19 protein-coding genes are annotated in these 26,514 nt (G+C 65.7%); 7 read left to right on the forward strand and 12 right to left on the reverse strand.

What is annotated here, in order from left to right; all coding sequences use genetic code 11:
- Positions 1 to 64: 64 nt before the first annotated feature.
- A complete protein-coding gene (gene trhO / locus AC4D2W_RS07250; RefSeq protein WP_490926247.1) occupies positions 65 to 958 on the forward strand; it encodes an oxygen-dependent tRNA uridine(34) hydroxylase TrhO in 894 nt (297 codons plus the stop codon).
- 76 nt (positions 959 to 1,034) lie between these two features.
- Here trhO and AC4D2W_RS07255 read toward each other — a convergent pair whose 3' ends face one another.
- The 10 genes from AC4D2W_RS07255 to AC4D2W_RS07300 all read right to left on the reverse strand — a co-directional run bounded on the left by AC4D2W_RS07255 (position 1,035) and on the right by AC4D2W_RS07300 (position 14,424).
- Positions 1,035 to 1,964, reverse strand: a complete 930-nt coding sequence (locus AC4D2W_RS07255) for a MaoC/PaaZ C-terminal domain-containing protein (protein ID WP_490926248.1) — start codon at positions 1,962 to 1,964, stop codon at positions 1,035 to 1,037.
- Between the two features lie 64 nt (positions 1,965 to 2,028).
- On the reverse strand, positions 2,029 to 3,513 hold the full coding sequence (locus tag AC4D2W_RS07260) for an MFS transporter (RefSeq protein ID WP_490926249.1): 1,485 nt from the start codon (positions 3,511 to 3,513) through the stop codon (positions 2,029 to 2,031).
- Positions 3,514 to 3,612: 99 nt separating this feature from the next.
- A complete protein-coding gene (locus AC4D2W_RS07265) occupies positions 3,613 to 5,097 on the reverse strand; it encodes an MFS transporter (protein ID WP_490926250.1) in 1,485 nt (494 codons plus the stop codon).
- A gap of 141 nt (positions 5,098 to 5,238) precedes the next feature.
- Positions 5,239 to 6,705: an aldehyde dehydrogenase family protein gene (locus AC4D2W_RS07270; RefSeq protein ID WP_490926252.1), complete on the reverse strand. Its 1,467-nt coding sequence runs from the start codon at positions 6,703 to 6,705 to the stop codon at positions 5,239 to 5,241.
- Position 6,706: 1 nt separating this feature from the next.
- Positions 6,707 to 7,138, reverse strand: coding sequence for a Zn-ribbon domain-containing OB-fold protein (locus tag AC4D2W_RS07275; RefSeq protein ID WP_490926253.1), 432 nt, complete (start codon positions 7,136 to 7,138; stop codon positions 6,707 to 6,709).
- Positions 7,139 to 7,148: 10 nt separating this feature from the next.
- Entirely contained in the window at positions 7,149 to 8,354 is a 1,206-nt protein-coding gene (locus AC4D2W_RS07280; RefSeq protein ID WP_490926254.1) for a thiolase family protein, read from the reverse strand.
- An 81-nt stretch (positions 8,355 to 8,435) separates the two neighbouring features.
- Complete coding sequence (locus AC4D2W_RS07285) at positions 8,436 to 9,260, reverse strand: VOC family protein (RefSeq protein ID WP_490926255.1); 825 nt, start codon at positions 9,258 to 9,260, stop codon at positions 8,436 to 8,438.
- Between the two features lie 25 nt (positions 9,261 to 9,285).
- Positions 9,286 to 9,897, reverse strand: a complete 612-nt coding sequence (locus tag AC4D2W_RS07290) for a TetR/AcrR family transcriptional regulator (protein ID WP_490926256.1) — start codon at positions 9,895 to 9,897, stop codon at positions 9,286 to 9,288.
- Between the two features lie 80 nt (positions 9,898 to 9,977).
- Positions 9,978 to 12,131: an acetate--CoA ligase family protein gene (locus AC4D2W_RS07295; RefSeq protein ID WP_490926257.1), complete on the reverse strand. Its 2,154-nt coding sequence runs from the start codon at positions 12,129 to 12,131 to the stop codon at positions 9,978 to 9,980.
- 88 nt (positions 12,132 to 12,219) lie between these two features.
- A complete protein-coding gene (locus AC4D2W_RS07300; protein WP_490926258.1) occupies positions 12,220 to 14,424 on the reverse strand; it encodes an acyl-CoA dehydrogenase family protein in 2,205 nt (734 codons plus the stop codon).
- Positions 14,425 to 14,664: 240 nt separating this feature from the next.
- Between AC4D2W_RS07300 and AC4D2W_RS07305 the strand changes: the two genes are divergently transcribed.
- From AC4D2W_RS07305 to proC, 6 genes are all read left to right on the forward strand, one after another.
- Positions 14,665 to 16,464: an FAD-binding protein gene (locus tag AC4D2W_RS07305; protein ID WP_490926259.1), complete on the forward strand. Its 1,800-nt coding sequence runs from the start codon at positions 14,665 to 14,667 to the stop codon at positions 16,462 to 16,464.
- 9 nt (positions 16,465 to 16,473) lie between these two features.
- Positions 16,474 to 18,192: a DUF7059 domain-containing protein gene (locus AC4D2W_RS07310; protein WP_490926260.1), complete on the forward strand. Its 1,719-nt coding sequence runs from the start codon at positions 16,474 to 16,476 to the stop codon at positions 18,190 to 18,192.
- A 175-nt stretch (positions 18,193 to 18,367) separates the two neighbouring features.
- On the forward strand, positions 18,368 to 21,103 hold the full coding sequence (topA, locus tag AC4D2W_RS07315; protein WP_490926261.1) for a type I DNA topoisomerase: 2,736 nt from the start codon (positions 18,368 to 18,370) through the stop codon (positions 21,101 to 21,103).
- An 89-nt stretch (positions 21,104 to 21,192) separates the two neighbouring features.
- The gene (locus tag AC4D2W_RS07320; RefSeq protein ID WP_490926262.1) at positions 21,193 to 22,293 is read left to right on the forward strand and encodes a Ppx/GppA family phosphatase; all 1,101 of its coding nucleotides are present in this window, start codon (positions 21,193 to 21,195) and stop codon (positions 22,291 to 22,293) included.
- A 3-nt stretch (positions 22,294 to 22,296) separates the two neighbouring features.
- Positions 22,297 to 23,127, forward strand: a complete 831-nt coding sequence (locus tag AC4D2W_RS07325; RefSeq protein ID WP_490926263.1) for a sugar phosphate isomerase/epimerase family protein — start codon at positions 22,297 to 22,299, stop codon at positions 23,125 to 23,127.
- Between the two features lie 35 nt (positions 23,128 to 23,162).
- Positions 23,163 to 24,011: a pyrroline-5-carboxylate reductase gene (proC, locus tag AC4D2W_RS07330; RefSeq protein ID WP_490926264.1), complete on the forward strand. Its 849-nt coding sequence runs from the start codon at positions 23,163 to 23,165 to the stop codon at positions 24,009 to 24,011.
- A 395-nt stretch (positions 24,012 to 24,406) separates the two neighbouring features.
- Here the strand turns inward: proC and AC4D2W_RS07335 are convergent, their stop codons facing one another.
- Both AC4D2W_RS07335 and AC4D2W_RS07340 read right to left on the reverse strand, forming a co-directional pair.
- A complete protein-coding gene (locus tag AC4D2W_RS07335; RefSeq protein ID WP_490926266.1) occupies positions 24,407 to 25,075 on the reverse strand; it encodes a potassium channel family protein in 669 nt (222 codons plus the stop codon).
- Positions 25,068 to 26,477, reverse strand: coding sequence for a TrkH family potassium uptake protein (locus tag AC4D2W_RS07340; protein ID WP_490926267.1), 1,410 nt, complete (start codon positions 26,475 to 26,477; stop codon positions 25,068 to 25,070). The genes AC4D2W_RS07335 and AC4D2W_RS07340 overlap by 8 nt, the downstream gene beginning before the upstream one ends.
- Positions 26,478 to 26,514: the final 37 nt, after the last annotated feature.

Consider the following 26,514-nt stretch of genomic DNA (forward strand, 5'->3'; position numbering starts at 1 on the left):
CAGGCAGGCGAACGGTATGCATGCTGATGAAATTGCAGCTCTCACCTCGGTCTACCCTTGATGAGTGGCTTTGAACCGAATTGCTCTGTATTACGCCTTTACGCCCCTTCCCGATCCGGAGGCTGTGCGCCTGTGGCAGCGTGCCCTCTGCGAAAAACTGGGACTGCGCGGGCGGATCCTCATCTCTCCGGACGGCATCAACGGAACCGTGGGCGGTGAGCTCGACGCCGTGAAGGCCTATGTGAAGGCCACCCGCGAGTATCCGGCGTTCAAGAAGATGGACATCAAGTACTCCGAGGGCGGAGCCGATGACTTCCCGCGGCTGAGCATCAAGGTGCGCAAGGAAATCGTCAGCTTCGGCGCCCCCGGCGAACTGTTGGTGGACGAGAACGGCGTGGTGGGCGGCGGCACGCACCTGCGGCCAGAGCAGCTGCACGAGCTCGTGGAAGAAAAGAAGGCCGGCGGCGAGGAAGTGGTCTTCTTTGACGGGCGGAACGCCTTTGAAGCCCAGATCGGCAAGTTCAAGGGTGCCGTGGTTCCCGATGTTGCGACCACGCACGACTTCATTGCCGAACTGGACTCGGGCAAATATGACGACCTCAAGGACAAGCCCGTGGTCACCTACTGCACCGGCGGCATCCGGTGCGAGGTATTGTCCTCGCTGATGGTCAACCGCGGATTCAAAGAGGTCTACCAGATGCAGGGCGGGATTGTCCGCTACGGCGAAGCCTACGGTGACAAGGGACTCTGGGAAGGCTCCCTGTACGTGTTCGACAAGCGGATGCACACGGAATTTACGCCCGACGCCGTCACGATCGGACAGTGCGTGCGTTGCCAGGCGCCCACCAGCAAGTTCGAGAACTGCTCCAACCCCTCCTGCCGCAAGCTCACCCTGTACTGCGCGGACTGCGCCTCGGGCCCGTCCACCCTGCGCTGCCCCGACGGCTGCCAGGAATAGCGAAACCTGAAACAAACCGGCCGGGGTGCCGCCCGCTCAGGGCAGCGCCCCGGCCATGGGCCGTGGTGCAGGGACGTTAGGCCAGCGCCCCCTCGGTATGCAGACCTTCCTGCCGGACTTCCCCCGCGGTTTCCGCGGTGACTTCCCCCGTGCCCAGCGCGTCGCGGCGAAGATACGTTCCCCGGTCCAGGACCACGGTCTCGCCCACCCGCACCTGAAACAGGGCGCCGGACTCCGTCGTCCAGATGCTTGTGGTCAGCTCATCGCCCGGAATCACCGGCGAAGCAAAGCGGACACTGAGCGATCCGAAGACGTCCGCATCCGAACCGGACACGGCTTCCAGCACTGTTCGTCCGGCAAATCCCATGGTGCACAGTCCGTGCAGGATCGGTTTCTCAAAGCCGATCAGGGCAGCCATGGCCGGATCCGAATGCAGCGGATTGCGGTCCCCGTTGAGCCGGTACAGCAGCGCCTGGTCCAGGGCGGTCCTTTGCGTGCTGATGAAATCGGCGGGGCGCTCGGGCAGCTCCCATCCGTCCCGCGGCGCCGGCTCCGATCCGAAGCCGCCCTCGCCGCGAATGATCATGGACGTCACCGAGGTGGCAGCGGTGTCGCGGGTTTCGGGGTCGAGCAGATGGGTGGTGACCTCGATGACGGCGTTCTTGCCCTTGTCGTAAACCGCGCTCATGAAGCTGACCGGAATCACGGTCCCGGACGGTTCCAGGGAGCGGTGGACGGTCACGGTCTGTCCGCCGTGCAGGATCTGGGAGAGCCTGAAGTCTCCGAGCTGGTCCATGGGCAGGGAAGAATTGCCCAGGAGGACAGCGAAGGTCGGGAGCACGCTTTGTTGGACACCGCGGGAGTTTTCCGTGGTGAAGGCGAGGTTGGCTGTTTGGTCCAGGGCTCCCGCACCCACACTGAGCGCATAGAGGAGCGCGTCCTTGGACTCCCAGGAGACGGGGGCGCCCTCTGATGTTTTTCCGATGTTGGCAATATGGATGGTCATGGTGTTGCCTTTCAAAAGTTCTCGGGTTGTCCGGGGTCCGGGCTGGATCCTTCACCCACTGCGGTTAGAACGGCGAGGAAAGAGTCTCGTCAGCGCTGCGCACGGTGCCGCGGCGGATGTCGCGTTCACCGGGCGTCTCGGGAACCCATTGTGCGGGAGACCGGCGCAGCATCAGCGCCACCGCGACGGACAGCGCGGCAAAAATAAACACGAAAATGAAGGCGGCGCTGATGCCCTCCTGGGCAACGGCAGCGCTGGCCGGGTCCGTGTGGCTGGCCAGGATATAGGCGCCGATGGCGACGGCGGCGGACTGGCCCACGTTGCGGATCATGGTGTTGGTTCCCGCGGTTTCGGAGGTGTGGGTTTCCGGCACCACTTCAATCAGCAGGTTCGGCAGAGCGCCGTAGGCCAGCGAAATGCCGGTGCTGTTCAGGACCATGGCGATGAAGAACAGCACCGTGCTTCCGTAGGTCAGCAGAATCATCGGGATCACCAGTGCCACCAGCGCCAGGCCGGCGATGAACACGGTGCGGGCGCCGTAGCGGAAGGCGAGTTTGCCGCCCAGGGGAGAGAACAAATAGCCCACCAGCAGGGTGGAGCTGATCAGGACGCCTGCTCCGGTCGGGGAGAACCCCAGTCCGTAGCCCAGCGAGGTGGGGGCCTGCATGATCATTTGCGCGGGGACGTTGCCTCCACCCAGGGGCCCGACGGCGGCTAGCACCGTGGCGGTCATGACCAGGGCAATCTGGCGGTTTTTGAACATCCGCAGGTTCACGATCGGCGATTCCACCCGCAGCTCCCACCAGGCCCAGACTGCGGTGGCGGCAACGCCAACGCTGATGAGGCCGATGAACTGTGTGGAGGCGAAGCCGGTCTTGGAGGCACCGGAGAACCCCAGCAGGATGGCGCTCACGGCGACGGGCAGCAGGACGGCGCCCAGATAGTCCGGGCGTTCCCTGGTGGGCACCACTGTGTCACGGGGAATGACCATGCTGATGCCGGCAGCGGCCAGGACGGACACGACCGCTGCGAAGACAAAGATCCCGTGCCAGGAGAAGGCGTCAATCATGAAGCCGGCAATCAGGGCTCCGCCGGCACCGGCGATGAGCGCGGAGGCGCCCACCATGGAGATGCCCACCGGAACCCGTTTTTCCTCCAAATGCTCGCGGGCCAGGCCAAAGGCGAGCCCCAGCACGGCGCCGGTGACGCCCTGGATGGCGCGGCCCAGGATGATCATGCCCAGCGAGCCGCCGATCAGGGAAACGAGCGAACCGATTCCGGCGACCACCAGGGCAATGACCATGACCTTCCGCCGGCCGTACAGGTCACCGAACCGCCCGCCCAGAACTCCGGCGGAGGCAGAGACCAGCAGGTAGGCGGTGACCACCCATGCGACGGTGTTGGCGTCGACCTGGAAGTCCCGAATCAGGGTGGGCAGCGTTACGTACATCATGGACAGCTCGAAGGCCGAGACAATCTCGGCCAGGACCAGGACCGTGACGACCGGAGCGAAGCCTGGGCGCTTGAGCGTCCGTGCAGGGGAGGACATCGGTGTCCAGCCTTTCGGGTTGAGGAGAATAAGGGGCCGGCATGCACCCCGTACGGGACGCGGTGCATGCCGGCGGCGGCGCGTTCCGCCGGATGGTGCCTATGCGGTGGCGGAAACGATGTCTTCCGGGTCGGCAGCCGTTCCGCGGCGAATGTCGCGCTCGCCAACCGTCTCGGGCACCCAGGGCTTGGGACTGCGGCTGAGCATCAGCCCCATGATTACTGAGAGCACGGCAAAGGCCAGGACCAGGAGCAGGGCGGCACTGATGCCCTGCTGCGAAATGGCCTGGGTTGCCGGGTCCGTGTTCCGGGCGAGGATCAAGGCACCGATGGCGATCGCGGCGGACTGGCCGACATTGCGGATCATGGTGTTGGTGCCCGCTGTTTCCGAGGTGTGGGTTTCCGGGACCACCTCAACGAGCAGGTTCGGCAGCGCACCGTAGGTGAGGGAAATGCCGACGCCGTTCAGCGTCATCGCCACTACGTACATCGCCACGTTTCCGTAGGTGAGCAGGATGAGGGGAAGGACCAGGGCCATGAGCACGAGCCCTGCGATAAACACAATCCGCGCCCCGTACCGGAAGGCAAGCTTGCCGCCCACCGGTGAGAGAGCAAAGCCCACAAGCGCGGTAAGGCAGATGATGACGCCCGACTCGGTGGGTGTGAAGCCCAGCCCGTAACCCAGCGATTCGGGGGACTGCATGATCATCTGGGAGGGAACCGACACCCCGCCCAAGGGGCCGACGGCGGCGAACACCGTGGCGGTCATGGCCAGGGCAATCTGCTTGTTCTTGAACATCCGCAGGTTCACGATCGGCGCTTCAACCCTCAGCTCCCACCACGCCCACACCGCAGCAGCAGCGAGGCCCAGGCCGAACAAGCCGAGGAACTCCACCGACAGGAAGCCGGTCTTGGAACTGTTGGAGAGCCCCAGCAGCAGGGCGCTGACCGCGATGGGCAGCAGGATGGCACCAATGTAATCAGGCTTGTCCGTGGTGGCCGCGTTGGTGTCACTCGGGATGACCACACGGATGGCCACAGCTGCGATAACTGCGAGGACCGCAGCGAAGACGAAGATGCCGTGCCAGGAGAAGAGATCGATCATGAACCCGGCAATCATGGACCCGGCGGCTCCGGCGATGAGGGCCGAGGCGCCGACCATTGAAATGCCGACCGGAACGCGCTTTTCATCCAGGTGCTCGCGCGCCAGGCCGAAGGCCAGGCCCAGGACAGCGCCGGCAACACCCTGAATGGCCCGGCCGAAGATAATCATGCCGAGGGAGCCGCCGAGCAGGGAGATGAGCGAACCGACTGCGGCGATGGCCAGGACTATGATCATGACCTTCCGCCGGCCGTACATGTCGCCGAAGCGGCCGCCCAGCACTGCGGCGGAAGCCGAGACCAGCAGATAAGCGGTGACTACCCAGGCGACGGTGTTGGCGTCCACCTGGAAATCCTTGATCAGGGTCGGGAGCATGACGTACATCATGGACAGTTCGAAGGCCGAAATGATCTCAGCCAGAACCAGGACTATGACTACCGGCGCGAAGCCGGGGCGCTTGAGCGCCCGTGTGGTGGAGGACATCGGTGTCCTGCCTTTCGGGGTGAAAAGAATGCGTTGGCCTCCGCGGATGGAAGTATCCGGCGGCGGTAGAGCAGACAATCTTTTGGAAAGGTGTTCGGTATTCAGTGCTTCGTCTTTGGTGCCGGGCCGCAGGGAGGGATGTTAGCCGTTCCCGTAAGCCACTGATTTGGTCCAGAAGAACTCTTCGAGTCCCTCCAGTCCGCCTTCGTTGCCGTTGCCGGAGTGGCCGATGCCGCCGAAGGGGCGTTCAGCCACCGCGCTGGGGGCGCCGTTGATGGTCACTTCGCCCGTTTCCAGGGCCTCCGTCACTCGGACGGCGCGGCGTGCATCTGAGGTCCAGACGTATCCGGACAGCCCGTACTCGGTGCCGTTGGCAAGGGCGATGGCCTCCGCTTCGTCGCTGAAGCGGGTGATGGCCAGCACCGGCCCGAAGACTTCTTTCTGCGCCAGTTCGCTGGCGGGATCCACATCGGCCAGGACGGTCGGCGGGTAATAGAACCCGTCGGCCAGTTCGTCGGCAAGCCGCTGTCCGCCGGTGACCAGGCGGGCGCCGTCGTCGCGGGCACGGGTGACCATCGCATGAATCCGGTCGATGGCGGCCTCGTTGATGACCGGGCCGCAGATGGTGTCCGGTTCCTGCGGATTTCCGGTCTTGAAGGAGGAGGCAATGGCGCCGACCGTGGCCACAAAGGAGTCATAGACGGAGTCCTGCACCAGCAGCCGGGTGGGCAGTGCGCAGGCCTGGCCGCTCATGATGCCAAAAGCCATGAACGTGGAGTGCATGGCTGCTGCCTCGAGGTCCGCGTCGGCGAAGATGAGGTTGGCGGATTTGCCGCCCAGTTCCAGGACCACCGGCTTGAAGGTCTGTGCACAGGCCGCAGTGATTTTGCGTGCCGTCTCCGGGCCGCCGGTGAACGTGACTTTCTTGACCAGTTTGTGTTCCACCAGGGCGGCCCCTGCTTCGGCGCCGCCGGGAACCACGTTGAACACCCCGTCGGGGATCCCCGCCTCAGTGACGAGATCGGCAAAGAGCATGGCGCTGAACGGGGTCAGCTCGCTGGGCTTGACCACCACGGTGTTTCCTGCGGCCAGGGCTGCGGGGACCTTCATGGACAGGGACATCAGCGGCGCGTTCCAGGTGATGATGGCACCGATGACGCCGTACGGCTGGCGCAGCGTGTGCCCGAAGGACCCTCCGGCCCCGGCCACCGAAGTAATCCGGCCCAGCGGGAGCTTGTCCGCCCAGCCGCCGTAGTACCGGATCCACTCCACGGCCGCGCTCACCGTGGGGTAGGCGTTGGAGCGGGCGATGCCGTTGTCGGCGATGGCCAGCTCCACAAAATCCTCGGTGTGCTCCTCCACCAGTTGCGCCAGCTTGAGCAGGGCCTTGGCCCGGGTTCCTGCCGGGGTGGCCCGCCAGACGGCGAAGGCCGCGTGCGCGGCCTGGACGGCGTCGTCGACGTCGGCCGCACTCGCCAGGGGAATCTGCGCGTTGACCCGCCCGGTGGCCGGATCCACGTGCGAGTGGACGCCGCCGCCGGTGCTGCGGGTCTCGCCGCCGATGCGCAGGGTGACAGGGGGGAGGACAAAATCAGTGGTGGTGATCATTTCAGCTCTCCGGTTCGTAGCGCAGCATGGTGATTCCCGCTTCCGGGTAATCGCAGAAAACGGGCTTTACCCGCATGCCCACCTGAATGTCTTCGTGGGCCACGTTGACCAGTTCGGTGGAGAATTTGGGGCCTTCGTCCCACTGCACGACGGCGAGCACCAGCGGGCCTTCGTTGGCGAAGTGCGGTGCCACGGGCCGGGTGGAGACGGTGTAGGTGTACAGGGTGCCGGCGCCGGAAATCTCGCGCCATTCCAGGTCGTCCGCCAGCGTTCCGGGAGCCAGCGGGCGGGGGTAGAAGATGTACTCGCCGAGGGAAGGCGAATACTGGACGCGGACCCGGTGTTCGGCCAGGGCGTCCCAGAAGGGTTTGGTCAGCGGTGTGGGGACCGGCATGGGACGCTGCAGGACCGGCGGGGTGTATGCGGTGCTCATGGGGGTGCTCCTAGTTGCCTTCGAGAATCAGTGCCGTTTGTTCGCTCATGATGCCGCCGTTGCCGGTGACAAAAGCCCGGTTGCAGTCCGCAACCTGCGCCTCGCCGGCGCGCCCCATGATCTGGCGTACGCCGTCGATCACGTGGTGCATGCCGCCGGCGATGCCCGCCTGGCCGAAGGAAAGCTGCCCGCCGGCGGTGTTCATCGGGAAGTCTCCGCGGAAAGTCAGGTCGTGGTCGTTGACGAACTGCATGCCCTTGCCTTTTTCAGCGAAACCCGCGTCTTCCAGGCTCATCAGCACGGTGATCGAATAGCAGTCGTAGATGGAGACCATGTCCACCTCGGAGCGGCTGATGCCGGCCATGCCGAAGGCCTGGTCCGCGGCGTGGATCATGGGTGAATACATCAGGTCCGCGGCGTAGGTGGGGGTCTTGTAGGGAACCCGCTCACCGAAGCCCTTGATCCACACCGGACGGTTCCTGGACTTGGCCGCCAGTTCCCGGTTGCCGATCACCACGGCGGCGCCGCCCTGGCAGGGCATCACGATCTCCAGCATGTGCAGGGGATCAGCAACCATGGGCGAGGCCAGCACGTCCTCGATGGTGATGGGCTTGCCGTGGAACACGGCGCCCGGGGTAGCACAGGCATTGCTGCGCTGGTCCACCGCGATCTTCGCCATGGCACGCTCGTCGTAGCCGAATTCGTGGCCGTAGCGCTTGGCGATTTGGCCGTAGGGACCGTTTTGTCCCAGGTTGCCGTACGGGATTTCAAATTCGGCCTGCGGCGAGCCGTAGGCGTTGGAGGAAGCCCCGAAGTACATCTTGTCGTCCATCACGAACGGGCGGCGGGCGTCCGTCGGCACGTCGTGGGTGCCCGGGAAGGTGACCAGCACGGCGTCGCACAGCCCCAGCTCCACCGCTGCAGCGGCCCGCCACACTCCGGCCGCGGAACCTGCGCCGCCCAGGTCCACGATCTCGGCGAAGTTCGCGTTGATACCCAGGTATTCGGTGATGGTGGAGGGCACGAACATGTCCGCTTCCCCGATCATTGGCGTCACAATGCCGTTGACGTCGGTGGCGTCCAGTCCGGCGTCGTCCAGCGCCGCCTTGGAAAGGCGGGCCCACTGCTCCAGGTTGAAGGTCTTGTCACGGGCCAGCTTGCGTTCGGGCGGCAATTCGAAATAGCCGAGGATAGCGGCTTCTCCACGAAGTCCCATACGATCGTTCTCCTTTATAGCGGTGTAAAAGTTCGGTGTTGGTGTGCGACGCCGGCCGGCGGTGCGGCGCGGAAACTCCGGTTAGCGGGGGTGGGCGGAGGCAGGAAGGCGCAGGAACGACAGCTTGATTCCCAGCTCGGGATAAAAGGACCCGCCGGCGAGCAGTTCCAGCAGCGCAGGGTGGCCCGGTTCCGCCCAGGGCTCGCCCTCCGGCACGAATCCCAGAGCCTTCAGGCCCGAGGGCCCGGCAGCATCGGCGGTTTCCTGCAGGATCAGGTCGGCGCCCTGGGGCCACCGGAATATCCGGGCCGGGGCGCCGCCGCCGACCACGGGCAGCGAATGACCTGTTCCGCCCAAAACGTCGACAAGCACGCGGCCGGCCTGCCTCAGATCGGCGACCTGTCCAAAGACAACGGGCAGCCGGGCCTGCGGTGCGGGGTGTTCCTTCCACGGGCAGTCCGCGGTGAATTCGTTGCCCGCGGTGATGTCCTCCGGCGCTTCAAGGGCCTGGACGATCTGCACCAGGAATCCGAGCCCGGTGTCTTTGGGATGCAGGAAGGCTTCCCGCCACAGCGGCTGCTCGGTGTTCACCAGGATGGGTTCAATTCCGGCGTCCTGTGCCAGGGTGATGGCCGCGAAGATATCCTGCACTTTGAAGGTGACGTGGTGCGGCACGGCGTTTCCGGCGTTGCCGGCGAGGAAGCGGTCAATAAAGGACGCGGGGGAGCTGCCCGGTTCCAGCAGCTCCAGGCGCATGTCCTCCGCGAGGGCAAGCTGGCACGGGTTGAAGGCCGGAAGGCTGAACCCGGTGACGAAACGCGCACCGAGCTCCCGGTTCAGCAACTCGCCGGCGGGGCCCCAGGCGGGAACGGCAAAGGCAACGTGGTCCAGTTCATGGGCGCTCATGCGAACGCCCCGCGCAGAATCGCGGTCAGCGGCGCGCTTCGACCTGCTCCAGCCGCAACCCGATCATTTCCACAAACCGGCCCAGGACCCGGTTGGCATCGGCCAGGGTGTAGTAGTCCGTCAGCAGGCGTCCCACCAGATCCATAAGGACGGCCCACACCATGGCGGTAATGTCCGCAGCCTCGTCCGGAGACAGGGTGGAGAAATCGCTGCGGAAGGGTTCCTCGAGGACCAGGACCAGCTGCTGCATCAGATCGCGCACCTCCGGATCGGAAGAGGTGCGCAGCACGAGGATCGTCTGATAGAAGTTCGGCCGCCGCGAGAAGGCTGCCACCGCCTGCCGCAGCCGATGGGCGACCCGTTCGGCGGTGCCGAGGCTTGCCGGCCATCCCTGATCCGCTGAATTGAACGGCACGCCCCAGTCGTAGACCACGTTCGCGTACAGATGCTCCTTCGAGGAGAAGTACCGATACAGGGTGCCAAGGGCTACGTTCGCCTCGGAGGCCACATCGCGGATCTGAATGGACTCGTAATCGGTGCTGCGGAGCAGGGTTTTGGCGGCGTCCAAGATCCGCTGCCGGCGTTCCACCTGATAGGCGGGCAGGTCGGTAGTCTCGCGTGTGAATTGCCGAACCATTACTTGCCTCCTGGCTGGACACCCGCGGAATTTGCAACGTTATCACCGCCTCCCGGCGTCTTATGCCGTGGCTCACCGATCTACCGGTCCTTCCAGCGGATCAGCGCGTCCAGCGCCTCGATCTGGTTTCCGGAAACCCGGAGTGGATTGATCTCCAGTTCTTCAAGCTCATCGCCGAGCCCCACGGCAACCTGGGAAATTTTGAAGATGGCTTCGGCCAGTTCGTCCAGGTCGGTGGCCTCGCTGCCGCGGAATCCGGTCAGCAGATCGATGCCCTTGAGGGATTCGAGCATGCGGCGGATTTCTGCCGGTCCCACCGGCAGCAGGCGGACGGCGGAGTCCTTCAGCAGTTCCACCATGACGCCGCCGAACCCGACGGCGAGGACCAGCCCCCAGCGGGGGTCCCGGACCACGCCCACCAGCATTTCGGTGCCGGCCGGGCGCATGGGGGATACCGCAACGCCCTGGATCCGTGCCCCGGGCGCCAGTTCGGCCACCGAGGCGCGGATAACCCGGTAGGCCTCGGCCACCGCGTCGGCATCAGAAAGCATCAAACGGACGCCGCCCACCTCGGTCTTGTGGGCAATATCTTCCGACGCGATCTTCAGGACCACCGGGTAGCCCAGGTCCTCGGCGGCTGCCACGGCTTCTTCGGCGGATGATGCCACCGTGGCCGGAACGTACGGCACCCCGTGGCTGCGCAGGAAGGCACCGCTCTGCACTTCCGTCCACGTTTCGGCGCCAACAGGTTTGGCGATGGGTGCTGCTGCGGGTGTTTCACCGTCGGCCGCCAGTTCAGCGGCGCGGCGTCCCCACCACGCGCTGCGGGCTGCCGCGGGGATGCCTCGGTCAAAGGAATCCGAGGCGTGCGGGAAGCCGTGCTCAGCGGCAAAGGTCCGCCCGAACTCGGTGACTTCGGTCGGCAGGAAACTCATCGCGATGACCGGTTTGGATGAGGAGGTGAGCTGGCGGAGCATCTCATCCTGCGTGGCCCGGCTCATGTCCGCCATGGCCTGGGTGGCCGGCCAGGAACCGTTGACCACCACAAAGTCGTAATTCGGGTCGTCGATGAAACACTGGGCGGCCTTCGTGAGGATGGTCGGGTCAACCGAGACATACCCGGTGGTGTCCATCGGATTGTTCACGGTGGAAAAGGCTGGAAGCCCTGCGTCGTGCAGTCCCTGCACCGTCGCCGGGTGCGGCGCGGGCAAATCCAGGCCCGCGGCGTCGGCCTTGTCCGCCACCAGCGCGCACATGGCACCGGAACCGGTCACCACGCCCATGCGCGGTCCCGGCAGGGCTCCGTACGCCTCGATGAGGCCCGCGGTGGCCACCAGGTCTTCAATGCTCTCCACCCGAATGACTCCGTACTGGCGGCAGGCAGCGTCAATGACGGTGTCATCGCCCACCAGCGAACCGGTGTGGGCGGCAGCCACCCGCGCGGACGCCTCGCTGCGGCCGGCCTTGAACGCGACGATCGGCTTGCCCGCTGCCCGGGCGCGGCTGGCCACGTCCAGGAACTGCGCGGGGTCGGAGATCTGTTCCAGATAGGCGGCGATGACCGTGGTGTTGGGATCATCAACGAGCAGGCTCATCACGTCAATGGCGGAGATCATTGCCTCATTGCCCACCGTCACGGCAGTGGAACAGCCCACGCCGCGGGAAGCCATGTACGGCAGCAGGTAAATGGCCAGGGCGCCGGACTGGGTGGCGATTCCCACACCGCCGCTGATCATGGGCATCTGCGTCATGTGGCTGAAGGCGGCCACCTTGGAGTGGGTGTTGAGGAAACCGAGGTTGTTCGGTCCCAGGATCAATTGGTCCGCTGCCCGGGCACGCTGCACCAGACTCGCCTGCAGGGCGGCGCCCTCGGCACCGGCCTCACCCAGTCCGGCTGCGAGGAGGATCAGGTTCCGGATGCCCTTGAGCCGGGCTTCTTCGAGGATGGTCGCCAGTGAATCTGTTCCGGTGAGGACAATCGCCAGATCAGGGGTAACCGGCAGGTCCGCGATCGAGGCGAAGGTGGACTGGCCGTGACACTCTTCACCGCGGCGGTTTACCAGGTAGAGGTCGCCGTCGAATCCTCCGGACACAAGGTTGCTGTAGGTGAAGTGGGACCAGGTGGACCGGGTGTTCGCTCCGATGATCACAATGGACTTGGGCTCCAGAAGCTCGCGCAGGCGGGCTGGGTCCAGGATCTGCGGGCTGTCGGTCTCGCTCGTCAACGTTGTCATGCGAAACGGTTCCTCTCGGTGAAACTCAGCGGTCGGGGTAACTGCACTGCGGATGCTGCGGATGCTGCGGGTGGTGCTCCCGGGGCCGTCAGCCGCGGGGGAGGCCGAGGATGCGTTCGGCAATAACATTGAGCTGGATTTCCACCGTTCCGCCGCCGATCAGGACCTGCGGAACGGCAAGCTGGGCGGTCACGGCGTCGCCGGGAGCCTGCGCAAAGAGTGCTCCCGGTCCGGCCAGGGCCAGAACGGTGGAGGCGGCCTCGCGGGTCAGCCGGGCATGGGCCACCTTGGCCAGCGAGGATCCGGCTCCGGGCGCCATGCCGTTGACCTGGCGCAGGGTCTCGCGCAGGTTCAGCGCCCCGATGGCGGAGCTGACGGACGCGATCCGTCCGAGGGAGGTGAGGGCCTCCTCCTCGCTGCCGAAGTAGCTGCCCTGGCTGATCAGCGTGCGCAGGGCTTCTTCCGTGCCCACCGAAACACCCGAGGAGATCTGGGTCCGTTCGTTCTGCAGGGTCATGGCAGTGATGCGCCAGCCCTGGCCTGGTTCACCCAGCAGATAGGCGTCGGGGACAAAGACCGAATCCAGGAAAACCTCATTGAACTCGGCGTCGCCGGTGGACTGCTTCAGGGGGCGCACGTCCACGCCGGGGCTTCGCATGTCTATAAGGAAGTAGCTGAGGCCCTTGTGCTTGGGCACCTCGGCATCGGTGCGGGCCAGGCAGATGCCCCAGTCGGCTTCATGGGCGCCGGAGGTCCAGACCTTCTGCCCCCGCAGTTCCCATCCGCCGTCCACCTTGACGGCCCGGGTGGCCAGGCCGGCAAGGTCCGAACCTGCTCCCGGTTCAGAGAAGAGCTGGCACCAGATCAATTCGCCGCGCAGGGTCGGCAGCGCGAACTGTTCCTTAATCGCGTCGCTGCCGTAGGCCAGGATGGTGGGCATCGCCCATTCACCGATTACGGACGACGGCTGCGTCATCCCGCGGCGGGCGTACTCCTGGGAGATGACCACCTGCTGGGCGGCAGTGGCGCCCAAACCGTAGGGTGCGGGCCAGTGCGGGGCGGCGAGGCCCTCTTCGGCCAGGAAGGTCCGCTGCGATCCGCGCGAGTACCAGCGGCCGCCGTCGTGCTCATTGGTCAGTGTCCGGGCGTGGTCAAGCAGCTGGCCGATGCGGGCGCGGAAGGCCGGGTCTTCATCCGGCAATTCAATGTCAATGCGGCGGTCCAGGCCCAGGGCGGTCCTGCCCAGCGCCACGCCGCGGTCGCCCCGGGACGGCGCCTGCGCGGCAAGCGTCATCGCCCGCCGCCAGTAGAGGTGGGCATCATGCTCCCAGGTGAAGCCAATGCCGCCGAAGATGGTCACCGCTTCGGTGACCGCTTCCACCGAGGGGGAGACGGCAGCCTGCAGGGCGGCTCCGGCTGCGAGTTTCTGCTGGTCCTCATCCTGGTCCAGGGACACGACGGCGGACCAGGCTGCCGCAGCGGCGAGTTCGGCCGTGATGAGCAGGTTGGCGCATTTGTGCTTAATGGCCTGGAAGGAACCGATCGGGGCGCCGAACTGTTCGCGCAGCTTGGCGTATTCCGTGGAGGCTTCCACCGCCCAGCGGGTAATGCCTGCGGCTTCTGCGGCCAGCAGGCAGGACTGCAGGGTGTCCACCCGGGTGGCGTTCAAACCTTCCAGAATTGCTTCCTGCCCGACGACGACGCCGGACAGGTCAAGGGTTCCGGCATCGCGGGTGAGGTCGGTGCACGCTTCGGCAGTGCTGGTGATTCCGGGGGCGACTGCATCGACCAGGGCAAAGCGGACGATTCCTTCGGCGGAGAAGCCGATGACGAGAAGATCCGCGGAGAGAAGGGAGAGCACCCGGGCGCTGCCCTGCAGAACCCAGCCGCCGGCGCCGGCGGTGCCGCTGATCCCCCCGGCAAGCACGACGGCGCCCTGGGCGCCCTCGGCGAAGGCGGCCAGTCCGCGGGTATTGGCTTTGCAGTTGTCCGCTGCGGCCACGGCCGCGCTGGCGAAAACGGTGGAGGCAAAGGAACCGGGGACCAGCCGCCGGGCAAATTCCTCCACCACAATGACGGTGTCCGCGACGGTTCCGCCCTGGCCTCCGTGCTCTTCGCCGATATGCAGTGCATGCAGCCCGTTGGCTACCAGTTCATCCCAGAAGGAAGGCCGCTCACCTGCTCCGTATGCCGGAAGGATTTCTCGTGTTGCCCGGATATCCGCGAATCGGGAAGCGAAATCTGCAGCGACCGCACACAGATCCGCGTGCTCTTCGGTGAGGGCCAGTGCCATTTAATGACTCCAATGTCATAGAAACGCGGCGGAGGCCGGAATTTCCCGGAGGGCGCAGCGCTGGTTTATCGATCATGAACTGAAACTGGACTCTAATTCACAAATGTGACGCAGGCAACATTTCTCCAACTTTTCCACTTGCCTGGAAACTCCCGTGCCGTCCCGCCTGCCGCCCTGTAGCATTCGCGCCATCCCGGACAACGCCGTCCGGCACAACGGACCCATACAGGGGAGCAGACCATGACGCAGGAGTACTCCGGAAACACTGATCTTTCCGGCAGCGGAGAGAATCCAACGCCGATCCACAACACCGGTTCCGGCAGACGCCGGGACTGGGACCGGATTGTCGACGTCCTGGTGGTGGGCACCGGAGCCGCCGCGCTCACGGCCGCCGTTGCCGCGGCCGAGGAAGAGCTGGATGTGCTGGTGGTGGAGAGCACCGAGGTGTGGGGCGGCACCACTTCCATTTCCGGCGGCGGACTGTGGATGCCGAACAACCCGCTGATGGCCGCTGCAGGTGTTCCCGACAGCACCGAAAAAGCGCTGACCTATATGGAGACGGTGATCGCCGACGTCGGCCCGGTCTCCTCCCGCGAGCGCAAGCTGGCGTTCCTCAATGCCGTCCCCGACGTCGTGACCATGCTTTCCTCGCTGGGCGTGCAGTGGATGCGGTCCAAGGATTATCCGGACTATTACCCGGACAAGCCCGGCGGCATGATCGGCCGGTCATTGGAGGTGAAGCCGTTTGACACCAAAGTGCTCGGCGCCTGGTTCAAGCAGTCCCGCGCCGCCAAATCGGGGATCCCGGTGCCGCTGATGACCGACGACGTATGGGAGCTCTCCCGTGCGTGGTCCACTCCCAGCGGTTTTATCCGCGGTGCGCGCTTTGTGTTCCGCACCCTGGGCGGGCTGGCCCGCGGCAAGCGGTTGTACGGGCTGGGCGGCGCCCTGTCCTGTTCCTTGATGCACATTGTGCGCCAGCAGCAGACCCCGGTGTGGCTGTCCTCCCCGCTGACGGACCTGATCCAGGACGACGACGGCGCCGTGGTGGGCGCCGTCGTCACCCGCCGCGGGCGCAGCGTGCGCATCCGGGCCAGGAAGGGCGTGGTGCTGGGCGCCGGCGGATTCGCGCGCAACGCCGAATGGCGGAAAAAGTACCACGGGCTGGAGCAGGAGTACTCCTCTGCGCCGGAGGGCGACCGGGGTGATGTCATTGACCTGGTGGCCCGGCGCGGCGGAGCCCTGGCGCTCATGGATGATGCTTGGTGGGGTCCGTCCACGGTGGCTCCGGGCGGGGGCGTCGCGTTCTCGCTGGCCGAGCGCTCCATGCCGCACTCCCTGGTGGTGGATGCCTCCGGCGAACGGTACCTCAATGAGTCCGAGTCCTATGTCGATTTTGGGCACCACATGCTCGAACGCAACAAGACGGTGACGGCCAACCCGTCCTGGCTGGTGATGGAGGCCCGGCACCGGCGGCGCTACCTGTTCTCCGCCATCATGGTCGGAAAGAAGAAGTGGGCTGCCGAAGGGCTGCTGGTGCAGGCGGACACGGTGGAAGAGCTGGCGGACAAAATGGGTGTTCCGGCGGCAAGCCTGATGGCCACCGTGCAGCGGTTCAACAGATTTGCCCGCACCGGCGTGGATGAGGACTTCGGGCGGGGCAATACCGCGTATGACAACTACTACGGTGACCCCGGGGTAAAGCCCAACCCCAACCTGGGCGCCCTGGAGAAGGGGCCGTTCACCGCCGTCCGCCTCTATCCGGGGGATCTGGGTACCAAGGGCGGACTGGTGACGGATCCGGATGCCCGGGTGCTCCGCGAAGACGGATCCGTGATGGAAGGCCTCTACGCGGCCGGGAACACTACGGCCTCGGTCATGGGACGGACCTATCCCGGCGCCGGTGCCACCATCGCCCCGGCGGCGGTCTTCGGTTACCTGGCCGCGCGGCATGCGGCAGCCCGGCCCGCTGCAATCGGGGGGCCCGCCCGTGAGCCGGCACGCGAGCCCGAACCGGCGGCAGGGACGGCGCGGCCATAAACTGGGGGAGTGACTGATTTCGCCGGAGTACCGGATGCACCCCAGAGTTCCAACCTGCCGCTGATCCGGAGCCTTGCCTCGGATCTGGCGGCGGCCCGCTACACGGTGGACGGCGTGGCGGACTTCCTGGGGGAGTCCGCTGCCGCCGCCCTGGGCCGGGATCAGCTGGTGCCGGCCATTCTGCGCTGCCGGGCAGAGGCTGCAGCGGAACATCCGGACCCGGTTTCCGTACTGATCCGGCTCTGGCTTGCCGGGGAAACCGTTGCGGCCGCTGAGCTGGACGCAGCGCTGCCGCGGACCGGGACCGGAGGGCTGCAGGAACTGGGACTGGTGGAGACGGTGCCCGGAGGAGACGTCCGCGCTGCGGTTGACCTTCGCCCGTATGAAATTGACGACGCCGCCGCTGCGGATGACGACGACGCCGCCACCGGCTCCGATACCGCAGATTCCGGCCCCACCGGCTCCGAAACCGCAGGAGCTGCCGGCACCAACCTCTGGGTGGCCAGTGACCTCGGCGCACATCAGCGTCCGGGGGTGCTTCGCCATGACCATGTACTGGGGATCGGCCAGGCTTCCCTGAGCCTGGCGCAGCTGACCGTCCGCCGCCCGGTGGAACGGGCGCTGGACCTGGGGACCGGCTGCGGCATCCAGGCCTTCCACCTCCTGCGCCATGCCCGGCACGTGACCGCAACGGACATCTCCGAACGGGCGCTCGCCTTCACCCGCTTCAACCTCGTGCTCAATGCCGAGTCGCTGGACCTGGATCCGCGGAATCTTCAGGACCGCGTGTCGCTCCGCCTGGGCAGCCTGCTGGAACCGGTGGCCGGTGAGCAGTTCGACCTGGTGGTGTCCAACCCTCCCTTTGTTATTACTCCGCGCAGCTCATCCGACAGCCCGCAGGACCGCTTCACGTACCGCGACGGCGGCCTGGCCGGCGATGCGATTGTGTCCACGCTCGTCGGGACGCTTCAGGACGTGCTGGTTCCGGGCGGAACGGCGCAGATGCTCGGCAACTGGGAGATTCCGGCACGTGATCTTGCCGACACTGCGCCGCAGGAAACCGACACTGCGGACTCCTTCCGCTGGTCCCGCCGGATCGAGTCCTGGCTGCCGCCGGAGACGGACGCCTGGGTCATTCAGCGCGAGGTCCTGGAACCGGCAGAGTACGCGGAGATGTGGCTGCGGGACGCCGCCGAAAACCGGGACCGTGACGAATACCTTGCGTCCTACGCCGCCTATCTGGAGGATTTCGCCTCACGGAACGTCTCGGCCATCGGCTTCGGCTCCCTGTTCCTGCGCCGGCGCCCCGCCCCCGAAGCTGCTCCGCTGCGCCGTTTTGAAGAAATCACCCACCCGCTGGAACAGCCTGTGGGACCGCACCTGGGGGCCGCCGTCGAGCGCTTTGACTGGCTGGCCGCGCATCCCTCGCTGGCCGAGGAGCATCTGGAAGTGGCCGACGACGTCACGGAGGAACGCCACGCCCGTCCCGGAGCGGAGCATCCCGGTGTCATCCTGCTGCGCCAGGGTGCCGGGCTGCGGCGCACCAACCTGATGAGCACCGAGCTGACCGGGTTTGTCTCCGCCAGCGACGGCGAACTGTCCGCGGGACAGATTATCGGAGCCTTGGCGGCACTTTTGGGCCGCTCCGATCCGGACTTCGCCGCCGGTCTGGAAGCCGAGGTCCGCAACCTGGTGCTGGACGGATTCCTGCTGCCGGCAGCTGACTAGTGCCTCCCGGCGGGCCTCCGGGAATTTGGGCGGCTCGTCAGCAACTCCCATTCAATGCGGTTACCCTAGTGCTGGGGCATCCCGCATACTGTCTGAGGATGAACCGGGCCAGGCAGCAGAGCCCGGACACCACAACCCCATACTTTGAGAACCACCTTCGTTACGTAGGAGAACAGTGCCAGTTAAGGCCACGGACAAGAAGACCGGCAAGAAGAAGTTAGTCATTGTCGAGTCTCCCGCCAAAGGCAAGACCATTGCCGGCTATTTGGGGGAGGGCTTTGAGGTGACGGCTTCGATGGGCCATATCCGGGACCTGCCGCAGCCCTCTGACCTGCCGGCCGAGTTGAAGAAGACAGCCGTGGGCAAGTTCGCGGTGGATCTGGACAACGACTTTGAGCCGTACTACGTGGTGTCCACGGACAAGAAGAAGAAGGTTGCCGAGCTCAAGGCAGCCCTGAAGGACGCCGACGAACTTTACCTCGCAACTGACGGTGACCGTGAAGGTGAAGCCATTGCCTGGCACCTGCTCCAGGTGCTCAAGCCCAAGGTTCCGGTGCACCGCCTGACGTTCCCCGAAATTACCAAGGAAGCCATCCAGCGTGCCCTGCTGGAAATGCGCGACGTGGACGTGGCCATGGTGGATGCCCAGGAAACCCGCCGCATCCTGGACCGCCTCTACGGCTACGAAATCTCCCCCGTCCTCTGGCGCAAGGTGGCACGCGGCCTGTCCGCCGGCCGCGTGCAGTCCGTTGCCACCCGTCTGGTGGTGGAGCGCGAACGTGAGCGCATGGCCTTCCGTCCCGCGTCCTACTGGGACCTGCTGGGAACCTTCGCCACCGGTGCTGCTGAATCCTTCAAGGCCAAGCTGGTTTCCGTGGACGGCGCCCGCGTGGCCACCGGCAAGGACTTCAGCGACCTGGGCCAGCTCAAGGCCAAGTCCGTGGCCCACCTGGATGAAGCGGCAGCCACCTCGCTGGCCGCGAACCTGGAATCGTCGTCGTTCACTGTCCGCTCCGTCGACACCAAGCCGTACACCCGCCGTCCGGCCGCCCCGTTCACCACCTCCACCCTGCAGCAGGAAGCCGGCCGCAAGCTGCGCTACTCCTCCAAGGTGACCATGCAGGTGGCCCAGCGGCTGTATGAAAACGGCTACATCACCTATATGCGTACCGATTCGCCGGCCCTGTCGGACCAGGCAATCAACGCCGCCCGCCGCCAGGCCTCGGAACTGTACGGCCCCGAGTACGTGCCCGAAGCCCGCCGCGTATATAAGGGCAAGTCCAAGAACGCCCAGGAAGCCCACGAGGCCATCCGCCCCGCCGGTGACTCCTTCCGCACCCCGGCACAGGTGGCGTCCTCGCTGCGCGGCGACGAATTCAAGCTGTACGAACTGATCTGGAAGCGCACCGTCGCCTCGCAGATGGCCGACGCCAAGGGTTCCACCGCGTCCGTGCGCCTCGGCGCCGTGGCCTCCGACGGCCGGGACGCCGAGTTCTCCGCCTCCGGTACGGTCATCACCTTCCGCGGTTTCATGGCCGCTTACGAAGAGGGCCGCGACGCGGCACGCGACGACGACGCCGAGGGCACCGAGGGCGCACGCCTGCCGGTCCTGAAGGCCGACGACGTCCTCACGGCAGCCGAACTGAACGCCGTGGGACACGAAACCTCACCGCCGCCGCGCTACACCGAAGCCTCGCTGGTGAAGGTGCTCGAAGAACTCGGCATCGGCCGCCCGTCCACCTATGCCGCGACCATCTCCACCATCATGGACCGCGGCTACGTCACCAACCGCGGCCAGGCGCTGGTGCCCAGCTGGATTGCGTTCTCCGTGGTCCGCCTGCTCGAAGAGCACTTCACGGACTACGTGGACTACGACTTCACCGCCGAGCTGGAAGAGGACCTGGACCGCATTGCCCGCGGCGAAGCCGGCCGCGTCGAGTGGCTGAACCAGTTCTACTACGGTGACCGCGTGGACACCGGCCTGCACACGATCGTGAACGACCTCGGCGAGATCGATGCCAAGGCCATCAACTCGATCGAAATTGCACCGGGCATCGTGCTGCGCGTGGGCAAGTTCGGACCCTACCTGGAACGCCCGCTGCCCGCGGACGCGCCGGAAGGCACCGAACCGGAGCGCGCCAACGTCCCCGAGGACCTGGCGCCGGATGAGCTGACCGCCGAAAAGGCGATCGAACTGATGGAAACCGCCGGACCGGAAGAACGCGTCCTGGGCGAGGATCCGGAAACCGGGCGCACCATCGTGGCGCGCAACGGCCGTTACGGTCCGTACGTCATTGAGCTGATCCCCGAGGTCACGGCCGAGGAACTGGCCAACCAGCCGGTGGAGTATTACAAGAACGGCAAGCCCAAGCCGCCGAAGAAGCCCGTGAAGCAGAAGCCGCGCACCGGATCGCTGTTCAAATCCATGAGCGTGGACACCGTCACGCTTGAGGAAGCGCTGAAGCTGATGAAGCTCCCGCGCGTGCTGGGCACCGACGCCGAAGGCAACGAGATCACCGTGCAGAACGGCCGCTTTGGTCCGTACCTGAAGAAGGGCACGGACTCGCGGTCCATCGGCTCCGAGGAAGAGATCTTCACCATCACGCTGGAACAGGCGCTGGAGATCTATTCCCAGCCCAAGCAGCGCGGCGGCCGGCAGGCTGCGGCTCCGCTGGCCGAGTTTGGCACGGACCCGGTCTCGGAGAAGCCCATTGTGGTCAAGGACGGCCGCTTTGGTCCGTACATCACCGACGGCATTACCAATATCACGGTGCCGCGGTCCACGGCCATCGAGGAGCTGACCCGCGAGCAGGCCATCGAACTGCTGGCCGAGAAGCGCGAAAAGGGTCCGGCCAAGAAACCGGCAGCCCGCAAGCCCGCTGCCCGCAAGCGCGCAACGGCCAAGAAGTAGGGCCACACGGACTCGTGCTGTGAAAATCCCCTTGCCGGGACGCAGTTGCCGTGTACGTCGGCTGCGTCCCGGGGCGGGATAATGGAACCATGCGATTAGGCGTACTCGACATTGGTTCCAACACCGTCCACCTCCTGCTGGTGGATGCCCATCCGGGTGCCCGGCCGGTACCGTTTGCCTCCCACAAGCGCCCGCTGTCACTGATCGCGCATTTGGACGACGACGGCGCGATCACCGAAGCGGGCCAGCGCGAGCTGATCAACTTTGTGGCCGAAGCCGAGGAATTCGCCCGCCGGCACCGTGCCCAGGACCTGTTGTCCTTCTGCACCTCGGCAATCCGTGAAGCACCCAACGGCGAGGCCGTGCTTGCCCGGGTGGTGGCCGAAACCGGCGTTCATCTCCGCGAACTCAGCGGCCCCGAGGAAGCGTCCCTGACATTCCTGGCCGTGCGCCGCTGGTACGGGTGGGGCGCCGGAACACTCCTGGACCTGGATATTGGCGGCGGGTCCTTCGAGATGGCCCAGGGTGCCGATGAACTGCCTGAAACAGCCCTGTCCCTGCCGCTGGGGGCCGGCCGGCTGACCCGGGACTGGCTGGCAGAGGATCCGCCCACGGCCAAGAGCATCAAGAAACTCCGCAAGTACATCCGTTCCTCCGTCCAGGAAGCCGCCGCGGAGTTTGAGCCGCTGGGCCGCCCGGACCTCGCCGTCGGCACTTCCAAGACCTTCCGGTCGCTGGCACGCATCGCCGGAGCCGCGCCGTCCGCGGCGGGCCCCTACGTCCGCCGTCGTTTGCAGCGCGAGGACCTTCGCCTGTGGATGAAGCGGCTGGAAACCATGACCATCGATGACCGCAGCAACCTGGGCGGGGTTTCACAGATCCGCGCAGCGCAGGTGCTGGCCGGGGCGATGACGGCCCATGCCGCCATGAAGGCCTTTGACCTCTTCGAGCTGGAAATCTGCCCGTGGGCGCTGCGCGAGGGCCTGATCCTGCAGCGCTTCGACACCCTCCGGTTCGAGACCGACGGACCTCTTCCGGACAGCCCGGCGGCAACCAGCATTCCCGGGGTTTCCCGGCTTGAAAGTGCAGCTGACATCGCCCCATTCGACGGCCTGGAAACCGTCGGCGCCGCCGGCGGCCGGTCCGGCTTTGATGACCGGCACAGCCTCCTCTACGGAAAGTCCAGCTGAACGATGTCCACTTCATCCCAACTGTCACCGGAGCAGGAGAGCACCTCCCCGGCCATCCCGGTAGCCCTCTCCAGTGCTTCCGTTTATCCCCTGAGCGTTCATGACACCTTCGCCATGGCCCATGACCTGGGTTATGACGGTGTGGAGGTCATGGTCACCGGGAACAGCGACAGTCAGAACCCGCAGACCCTGAACGCCCTGAGCGAGCAGTATCAGCAGCCCATCCTGGCCATCCATGCGCCCACGCTGCTGCTGACCCAGCAGGTATGGGGCAAGGCCTGGACCAAGATCGAACTCTCCGCAGCCATGGCCGCGGAAGTCGGCGCCCGCACCGTGGTGGCCCATCCGCCGTTCCGCTGGCAGTCAGGCTATGCGGAGAACTTTGCCGAGGGCGTGCGGCATATTGCCGAACAGTACGGCGTCACCATTGCGGTGGAGAACATGTACCCCTGGCGGGTCCGCGGCCGTGAAGCCAAGGCCTACCTGCCGCACTGGAATCCGATTCCGGAACCCTACGAACACGTCACCTGGGACTTCTCCCATGCTGCCATCGCCGGAATGGACTCCTATGAGGAGCTGCTCAAGCTCGGCCCGCGGCTGCACCACGTGCACCTCACCGACGGAACACCCAACGGCAAGGACGAGCACATGCTCCCCGGCGAAGGCACCCAGCGATGTGCCGAAGCACTGCAGTACCTGAGCGAAACCGGGTTCAACGGCGTTGTGGCCATTGAAGTGAGCACCCGCAAGGTCAAGGGGGCCGGAGAGCGGGAGGACCAGCTGAAGCAGACACTGGACTTTGCCCGCATGAACCTGGGCCAGATCTCCGAATAGCAGGGCTGCACGCCTGCCGTGACAGAATCGGGGACATGGAGACCGAAGAAATCCACCTGACCTTTTTGGGCTGCGGCTCAATGAACGAAGCCATCCTCAGCGGCATCCTCGCGGGCGGTTTTCCCGCCTCGCAGGTCACCGCCACGGTGCGGCGGCCCGAGCGCGCCGCCGAGCTGCGTGAGCGCCACGGCATCACCGTGCTGGCGGGCAGCGACGACGCCGCGGCCAACCGCAGCGCCGTCGCGGACGCCGACGTCGTCATCATCGGCGTCAAGCCCGTGGGAGTAGCCGACCTGCTGGACGAGATTTCGCCGGCCCTGCCGCACGGCGCCGTGGTGATCAGCGTGGCTGCTGCGGTGTCGCTGGAGATGCTCGAGGCCGGTCTTCCCGCGGGACAGCCGGTTATCCGGTCCATGCCCAACACGCCTTCCAAAGTGGGCCGCGGAGTGGTTTCCATCTCCGCCGGAAACAGCGCCACCGAGGCCACGATGTCACTGGCCGCCGAGCTGCTCTCGGCCACCGGGCGCGTGGTTCAGGTTCCCGAGGACCAGGTGGACGCCGTCTCCGCGGTGAGCGGATCGGGTCCCGCTTACGCCTTCTATCTGGCCGAGGCGATGGCCCGCGCCGGCGTGGAACTGGGTCTGGACCCCGAGCTCTCAGCCGTCCTGGCGCGTGACACCGTCGCCGGAGCCGGCTACATGCTCGCCGAGCCCGGCGCGGATGCCACCGCGCTGCGCCGCGGAGTGACCAGCCCCAACGGCACCACCGAAGCGGCCATCAAGAGCTTCGACGCCCAGGACCTGCCCGGCGTCATTGCGCGCGGGGCGCGTGCCGCAGCCGAGCGCGCAGCTGAAATCACTGCGGAACTTTCCGCCAAGAAATAGGGCTTCCGGCGGTGCCCGTCGCGGAGTCCGCAGCGGACTGGTCCGGGTTTTCCGGGCAGGCGCCGGGGTTTTGCGGGGGACAGCCTGCTTCCGCGTCCGATCCCTGGAATCCTTCGTGCAGATAACGGGGCTATTCGTCCTGTGCTGGAATCCTTCGTGCAGATAACGGGCTTATTCGTCCTGTGCTGGAATCCTTCGTGCAGATAACGGGCTTATTCGGCCTGTGCTGGAATCCTTTGTGCAGATAACGGGGCCAAATCCGCTAATCCCGATGTTTTGAGCCCCGTATCTGTACGAGGAATTTCCGCAGAGCCCGTTATCTGCCCGAAGGATCCGGCGGGCAGCAGCCGGGTGCTTCCCGTCGTCGGAACCCCGCCGGACCTGCGTACTCAGCGCTACGGGCGGGCGGCGAACCGCTCCAGCAGGTCCACGTGGCCGGACACAATGAGCATGTCGCGGGAGGACACCCTGGTGTCGGCCCGGGCATAGGTGAAGTCCTCGCCGGGTGATTTCACGCCCACCACCGTCACGCCGTACTTGGAGCGGACGTTGGACTCGCCGAGCGTGAAGCCCTGGGTCTCCCGGGGCGGATACATCTTCACGATCGCAAAATCGTCGTCAAACTCGATGAAGTCCAGCATCCGGCCGCCCACCAGGTGTGCAGCCCGGCGGCCGGCGTCGGCCTCCGGATAAATCACGTGGTTGGCGCCGATGCGGGCCAGGATCTTTCCGTGGGCGGACGTGATGGCCTTGACCCACAGGTGCTCGATGCCCAGATCCACCAGGTTTACGGTGATCAGCACACTGGATTCAATGGACGTTCCCACGCCAACGACGGCGGAGGAAAAGTCCTGCGCACCGAGCTGCTTGAGCGCGTCGATGTTGGTCGCATCGGCCTGCACCACGTGGGTGAGGATGCCCGACGCCTTCTGGACCAGAGCCGGATCACGCTCAATGGCCAGGACCTCCCGGCCCTGCTTGACCAGCTGTTCGGCGGTGGCGGAGCCAAAGCGTCCCAGCCCAATCACCAGGACGGGAGCATTGTGAGCTGGTCTGTCAGCCAATGATCGGCCTTTCTTCGGGGTAGTGGTAAAGCGTGCTGCGCTGCCGGATCGCCAGTGCCGCGGCCAGGGTGATGGTACCCACGCGGCCGGCAAACATCAGCGCGGACAGCAGGTACTTGCCTTCCGGTGGCAGCGCTTCGCTAAGTCCAATACTCAGCCCACAGGTGGCAAACGCGGAAATCACCTCGAACAGCACGGGTTGCAGTGTCTCCTTGGTGATGGCCAGCAGCGCCACGGTGGAGACAGCCACCAGCGTGGCACCGAGGATGACCACGGAAATGGCGACGCGCATGGCGCTGTAGGCGATGGTGCGGCCGAAGGCCCGGACATCGGAGTCACCGCGGGCTTCCGCGACGATGGCCAGGAAGATGACGGCAAGCGTGGTCACCTTGATGCCGCCGGCGGTGGAGGCCGAGCCGCCGCCGGCAAACATGAGCATGTCGGTGATCAGCAGGGTGCTGGAATCCTGGTCGGACATGTTGACCAGGCTGAAGCCCCCGGAGCGGGTCATGACGGAGGCAAACACCGAGTGCAGGATCCGGTCCGCCACGTTCATCTCGCCGATGGTCCGCTCGTTGAACCACTCGAAGGCACCCCAGAGGATGCTGCCGCCCACGAGCAGGATGCCCGTGACCAGCAGGGTGAGCTTGGTGTGCAGGTTCCACGCGCGCACGTTCAGCTTGCTTTGCAGCAGGACCATGATGACAGGAAAGCCAAGACTTCCAATGAAGACCCCCACCATCAGGGGGACGAGGATCCACAGGTCCTCGTCATAGGGGACCAGCCCGTCCGAGTGCGGGGTGAAGCCGGCATTGTTGAACGCGGACACCGAGTAGAACACTGCATGCCAGATCGCCTGGCCGGCGGGTTCACCCAGGATCATGAACCGCGGCGCCATGACCGCGGCCAGGATCAGCTCAATGGCAACGGTGGTGCTGACGACGATGCGCAGCAGCGAACCGACTTCGCCGAGCCGGCCGGTGTTCATGCCTTCCTGGGCAATCAGTTTTCCGCGCACACCGAGCCGGCGGTTCACGGCCAGGGCCAGCAGCGATGCCATGGTCAGGATGCCCAACCCGCCCACCTGGATGGCAATCAGGATCAGGACCTGGCCAAAACCGGACCAGTGCGTAGCGGTGGAAACCACGGTGAGTCCGGTAACGCAGACGGCTGACACGGCGGTGAAAAGGGCATCGTGCAGGGGCGTCACGACGCCGGTACTGGAGGACGCGGGCAATGACAGCAGTGCCGTGAACAGCAGGATCACCAGGGCGAACACCATCAGGGCAAGCCGGGCAGGGGAGCCGGCGGCCAGGGAATCCACAAAATCACGCACGGCGGAGAAAACGTTTGCGGGTCGAAACTGCTGCAGCTTCAGCCGGGGCTGCCGGATGGTTGCCATATCGTGCTTGTTTCCTTGGCTCAAAGGGGCGCTGTTC

The sequence above is a fragment of the Arthrobacter sp. TJ-58 genome (assembly GCF_058269295.1).

Coding starts and splice junctions, on each gene's coding strand:
- AC4D2W_RS07325 (WP_490926263.1), top strand. CDS start 22,297: ATGTCCACTTCATCCCAACTGTCACCGGAGCAGGAGAGCACCTCCCCG.
- AC4D2W_RS07340 (WP_490926267.1), bottom strand. CDS start 26,477: ATGGCAACCATCCGGCAGCCCCGGCTGAAGCTGCAGCAGTTTCGACCC.
- AC4D2W_RS07280 (WP_490926254.1), bottom strand. CDS start 8,354: ATGGGACTTCGTGGAGAAGCCGCTATCCTCGGCTATTTCGAATTGCCG.
- AC4D2W_RS07305 (WP_490926259.1), top strand. CDS start 14,665: ATGACGCAGGAGTACTCCGGAAACACTGATCTTTCCGGCAGCGGAGAG.
- AC4D2W_RS07320 (WP_490926262.1), top strand. CDS start 21,193: ATGCGATTAGGCGTACTCGACATTGGTTCCAACACCGTCCACCTCCTG.
- proC (WP_490926264.1), top strand. CDS start 23,163: ATGGAGACCGAAGAAATCCACCTGACCTTTTTGGGCTGCGGCTCAATG.
- AC4D2W_RS07300 (WP_490926258.1), bottom strand. CDS start 14,424: ATGGCACTGGCCCTCACCGAAGAGCACGCGGATCTGTGTGCGGTCGCT.
- AC4D2W_RS07285 (WP_490926255.1), bottom strand. CDS start 9,260: ATGAGCGCCCATGAACTGGACCACGTTGCCTTTGCCGTTCCCGCCTGG.
- AC4D2W_RS07290 (WP_490926256.1), bottom strand. CDS start 9,897: ATGGTTCGGCAATTCACACGCGAGACTACCGACCTGCCCGCCTATCAG.
- AC4D2W_RS07260 (WP_490926249.1), bottom strand. CDS start 3,513: ATGTCCTCCCCTGCACGGACGCTCAAGCGCCCAGGCTTCGCTCCGGTC.
- AC4D2W_RS07275 (WP_490926253.1), bottom strand. CDS start 7,138: ATGAGCACCGCATACACCCCGCCGGTCCTGCAGCGTCCCATGCCGGTC.
- AC4D2W_RS07255 (WP_490926248.1), bottom strand. CDS start 1,964: ATGACCATCCATATTGCCAACATCGGAAAAACATCAGAGGGCGCCCCC.
- AC4D2W_RS07265 (WP_490926250.1), bottom strand. CDS start 5,097: ATGTCCTCCACCACACGGGCGCTCAAGCGCCCCGGCTTCGCGCCGGTA.
- AC4D2W_RS07295 (WP_490926257.1), bottom strand. CDS start 12,131: ATGACAACGTTGACGAGCGAGACCGACAGCCCGCAGATCCTGGACCCA.
- AC4D2W_RS07270 (WP_490926252.1), bottom strand. CDS start 6,705: ATGATCACCACCACTGATTTTGTCCTCCCCCCTGTCACCCTGCGCATC.